Raw genomic sequence first — 4,776 nt, 5'->3', positions numbered from 1 at the left:
TAATCGGCTTACCGCGTTGGCCCTTCGGCATTTGAAATGAAGGTGCGGCAGCAAGCACTCTTTTGTCTCTAGCAAAGCATCTGCCAACCAACAAACTGTCATTATCTGGATTAATACGGATGGCAACATCGAAATGTTCTTCAACGAGATTGACCAGACGATCTTCCGACACCACTTCAATCTGTACATCCGGATAATTTTCCAGGAACTGAGCAGTAAGCCGTCCCAAAGCGAGCTGAGAAAACAGGAGCGGTGCTGCAATACGCAGGCGACCACGCGGTGAATCAAGGCCATCCTTTGCCGACGTTACTGCATCGGTGATCTCATGCATTGGTCCCTGCGTTCTGGCCAGTAGCAGTTGTCCTGCTTCAGTCAATTCCATGCTACGCGAACCTCGCTCGATGAGCCGAATACCCAAAGCTTCTTCGAGATCGGCTATACGACGCGATAGGGTTGCCTTAGACCTGCCACTGGCACGGCTGGCTTTTCCAAAACCACCATGAGCTGCTACCAGTTGGAAGTCGTTAAGTGCATTCAAATCCATTATGTCTCACTTTTGATACAAACTGTCTTTATTTTAGTGTCTTTGTTTTAAATATGGAATCACTTATTGTTTGGTTGTACGCAATTCAAACCCAACCAAGGAGACATTATCATGACCATTCTCGTTATAGGTGCAACGGGCACTGTCGGAAGCCAAGTTATCGAACAACTCACAAAGCGCGCTGCCGATGTTAGGGCACTTGTTCGTGATACCACTAAAGCCAACTTCCCTGCTGGTGTCGACATTGTCCAAGGCGATCTGCTCGACGTTGATTCGCTGAGAAGTGCCTTCGCCGGCGTCTCGACATTATTTCTGCTCAACGCAGTGGTAGCAGACGAATATACCCAAGCTCTGATAGCGCTCAATATTGCTCAGGAGGTCGGCATTGAGCGGATTGTTTACCTTTCTGTCATTCACGCCGACCGTTATCTGAACGTGCCGCACTTCGCCGGAAAATATGGTGTTGAGCGTATGATCGAGCAGATGGGCCTTAACGCCACCATTCTGCGTCCTGCCTATTACATCAGTAACGACATCACGATTAAGGATGTAGTGACGGGATACGGTATTTATCCAATGCCCATTGGCGACAAGGGACTGGCCATGGTGGATACGCAAGATATTGCCGAGGTCGCTGCCCTCGAACTTATCCGTCGTGAGGAGTCTTCAGTACCGCAGCCGCTTAATCGAATCAATCTCGTCGGCCCTGACACGCTGACCGGACAGGATGTCGCCGAAATCTGGACGCAGGTATTGGGTACTCCGATCACCTATCCGGGCGATGACACTGCAGGATTCGAGCAGAATCTCCGGCAGTTCATGCCGAATTGGATGGCTTATGATATGCGTCTAATGAGCGAACGTTTCCTCACCGAGGGCATGATCCCCGATGCTGGCGATGTAGAACGTCTGACTTCGCTACTTGGACGTCCGTTGCGGAGCTATCGCGACTTCGCTGACAAACTTGTCTCGGCATAAATCTTTCAGGAAACTCTCGTCAATCAGGTAGTGTGTGAGTAATTTTTAACGACACAAAATAGAAAGCCCAGTCATCTAATGATGACTGGGCTTTTGTCCGAACGGAGGATGGGGATCTACCAGGCCGCAATTAAGCTGATAAAACCCAATGACTATTGCTATAACTACATAAAATGAGAGATCGGTGCAGAGCTACACCAAGTTTAATTTTGCGGAAAATTAGAGAAGAAAGTGGTGGCTACACCTAGATTCGAACTAGGGACCCCATCATTATGAGTGATGTGCTCTAACCAACTGAGCTATGTAGCCACGAAGCCGAGCATTTTACGTTGCTGGGCAATAAATATCAACATTAAGAGACTGTTAATCTCTTACAACCTGAAAGGCTGGGGAGATGGTTATAACCAGTCGCTGAACTGAATACCAAACCCTATGCTGTTGGTGCGGTGGTCATAATCAATTAGACTTTCACCATAGCCATTAAACCACTGCACATAACCTCTAAAGTTTTTATACAGCGGAAAGCTCCAGCCCAGTTGCGTTGCGCCTTTATTATCGCTACGCAGATTATTACGGATCATTAGATCAAAACTGTGATCACCGTATTTATAAACCGAAGTGAAATCAAAATTCCCCATATATTTTTCAATATCCGGGTTATCGTCCGAGCTATCTCTTTCAGGAACCCGATACCATGGGCGAACAGCAAAATAAAAGTCGCCTTTTTCTACGACGAACTCCGCAAATATGCGATTCCAGCTACGGGATAATTCACCACTCTGGCCATTTGATTGGTGATTAAAGCCGACATTAATCAGTGAGTTTTTAAACCCGAATAACTCGGTATCGTTTGCAAATGAAAGCCAGGCCTCTGGTTCGTGGTTGGAATCACGAAACACTTGTGAGTTATCGTTATTAAACATTTGCCAGAAAGATCGGTTGGTATAAGCAATAAAGGCATCCGCCCGATTATTAAACAAACCTCTGACCACGGGAAGTTTTAAGCTGATTTGAAATTTACTTTCCCACGGTTGAAAATCATAGTCATTGCCAGGATCAGAAGCTTCAAAAGGAGCTTCATTGTAAGAAGCTACATTGTTACTGAAAATGAAGTAATTGGGTCGATGCGGCAAGAATGCAAATGGATTATTTGACTGACTTTTTTCTAAAACCAAACGACGTGTTAAGGCAGAACCATCCGCCGTTTTAATACTGGTGGCATCATCGCCATCAAGGGAGATAGTCTGCTCCTCAGCACGCTTCACCGCAGGCAAAGTGACCGGATCAAAAGATTCCTGTTTTTGTGAGCTGATGTCAGCGCTGCATATTGCGCGAATATCCCCGACCGTAACCGTATCATCGGAAGTAGCCATCTTGGACAAAATGCACGCATTCATAGCCGGATCGGCCTGTGCCACGCCCATCAGTATCGGTGTTAATAACACGCCAACAAACCATCTTTTCATGATTATTCCTTTACTTCAGAGCGCCTTCCGAGATCCACTGATCAAAGGCAAATTTTCAATTAGACGTTAAATCTAAAATGCATTACGTCGCCATCTTTAATGACATATTCTTTGCCTTCCAGACGCCATTTTCCAGCATCTTTAGCACCCTGCTCACCATTAAACTGCACAAAATCTTCATAGCTGATAACTTCTGCGCGAATAAAGCCTTTTTGGAAATCAGTATGAATAACACCGGCACCTTCAGGTGCGGTCGCGCCGACTTCAACAGTCCAGGCACGTACTTCTTTAACACCAGCGGTAAAGTAGGTATGTAATCCAAGCAATTGATAACCGCTACGAATGACTCGATTCAGACCCGGTTCTTCCTGACCAAGTTCCTCAAGAAATTCTGCTTTATCCTCATCTGCCAGATCGGCAATCTCAGATTCAATAGCGGCACATATTGCTACAACAATAGCATTTTCTTTATCAGCCAAGGCCATTACTGCATCCAAAGCAGGATTGTTTTCAAAACCATCTTCAGCAACATTGGCAATATACATTGTTGGTTTGATGGTTAATAAATGCAAACCCGTTAATAATGCCAACTGATCATCATCAAGATTCATTGCCCGAACAGGTGCCCCCTGGTCCAGGTGTTCGCGGATCTGTGTCAATAAATCCAGGCGTGCTTTGGCGACTTTATCACCGCCTTTGGCGTCCTTGGTAGTTTTGGTGATCGCTTTTTCTACTGATTCCAGATCAGCCAGAGCCAGTTCGGTATTGATCACTTCAATATCATCAACCGGCGAGACTTTACCGGCCACATGCACCACATTTTCATCTTCAAAACAGCGAACAACATGGGCGATAGCATCAGTTTCACGGATATTGGCCAGGAATTTATTACCTAAGCCTTCACCCTTGGAAGCCCCGGCAACCAGACCGGCAATATCAACAAATTCCATGGTAGTGGGCAAAACCCGTTGCGGATTAACGATTGCAGCCAGTTTATCCATACGCGGATCCGGCACCGGTACGATGCCAACATTAGGTTCAATCGTGCAGAACGGATAGTTTTGTGCTTCGATGCCCGCCTGCGTCAACGCATTAAATAACGTGGACTTGCCTACGTTAGGTAAACCGACAATACCGCATTTAAATCCCATGAGAAATCCTTAGGGGTTATTTATAACAATGACAAAATTCTTACCTCGCACCTTACACAGGTGTTTTGTAAAGTTCACAACAAGAAAGTTAAAAAACGATTCTTACTGTGAGTGCAGCCAGTTCATGGCTTTTTCGAGGTTTCCTGAAAGTACATCAGGTAAAACACGCAGGCTGTTATCGATACCTGCCATCATATTTTCCCGATCTGTTGCAGAGGGTTTACTCAGCACATAATCGGCAACTTGCTTACTATTGCCCGGATGATCAATACCAATCCGGCAACGTAAAAAATCTTTGCTGCCCAGTTGACTGATGATGTCACGCAGACCATTGTGCCCACCATGACCGCCACCGCGTTTCAGGCGCACCGTACCGGCGGGTAAATCCAATTCATCGTGGATAACGAGAATATTTTCTGCAGGGATTTTATAAAAATTGGCCAGCGCCGCAACAGATTGACCGCTGCGATTCATAAAGGTAAGTGGTTTGATCAACCAGACTTTGTGTTCAGGATTTGTGTATTGAATCAGTTGACCATGAAATCGGGATTCTGTTTTAAAACTCAGCCCAAAATCACTAGCCAACTGATCCAACCACCAGAACCCGACGTTGTGTCGGGTCTGTTCATACTGAGAA

Annotated in this window: 5 protein-coding genes and 1 tRNA gene; 1 reads left to right on the top strand and 5 read right to left on the bottom strand. The window is 45.9% G+C overall.

Annotation, left to right across the window (positions count from 1 at the left end):
- Window positions 1–544, bottom strand: a 544-nt coding sequence (locus tag B3182_RS00910) for a LysR family transcriptional regulator (protein ID WP_292751174.1), incomplete at its 3' end; no start/stop codon positions are given.
- A 111-nt stretch (window positions 545–655) separates the two neighbouring features.
- Between B3182_RS00910 and B3182_RS00905 the strand changes: the two genes are divergently transcribed.
- On the top strand, window positions 656–1,522 hold the full coding sequence (locus tag B3182_RS00905; RefSeq protein WP_292354472.1) for an SDR family oxidoreductase: 867 nt from the start codon (window positions 656–658) through the stop codon (window positions 1,520–1,522).
- 232 nt (window positions 1,523–1,754) lie between these two features.
- Here B3182_RS00905 and B3182_RS00900 read toward each other — a convergent pair.
- The 4 genes from B3182_RS00900 to pth all read right to left on the bottom strand — a co-directional run.
- A tRNA-Met gene (locus B3182_RS00900) sits at window positions 1,755–1,831 on the bottom strand.
- An 89-nt stretch (window positions 1,832–1,920) separates the two neighbouring features.
- Window positions 1,921–2,988: a phospholipase A gene (locus B3182_RS00895; RefSeq protein WP_292354470.1), complete on the bottom strand. Its 1,068-nt coding sequence runs from the start codon at window positions 2,986–2,988 to the stop codon at window positions 1,921–1,923.
- A 59-nt stretch (window positions 2,989–3,047) separates the two neighbouring features.
- Window positions 3,048–4,139 (bottom strand): redox-regulated ATPase YchF, encoded by a 1,092-nt coding sequence (ychF, locus tag B3182_RS00890; RefSeq protein ID WP_292354468.1) that lies wholly within the window; start codon window positions 4,137–4,139, stop codon window positions 3,048–3,050.
- Window positions 4,140–4,241: 102 nt separating this feature from the next.
- A partial coding sequence (pth, locus tag B3182_RS00885) for an aminoacyl-tRNA hydrolase (RefSeq protein ID WP_292751171.1) occupies window positions 4,242–4,776 on the bottom strand: 535 nt, incomplete at its 5' end.

It is taken from the genome of Methylophaga sp. UBA4204, from assembly GCF_002379485.1.
GTDB lineage: Bacteria > Pseudomonadota > Gammaproteobacteria > Nitrosococcales > Methylophagaceae > Methylophaga.
Note: the sequence above shows the minus strand (reverse complement) of the source record. Positions and strands in the feature narration are given on the sequence as shown.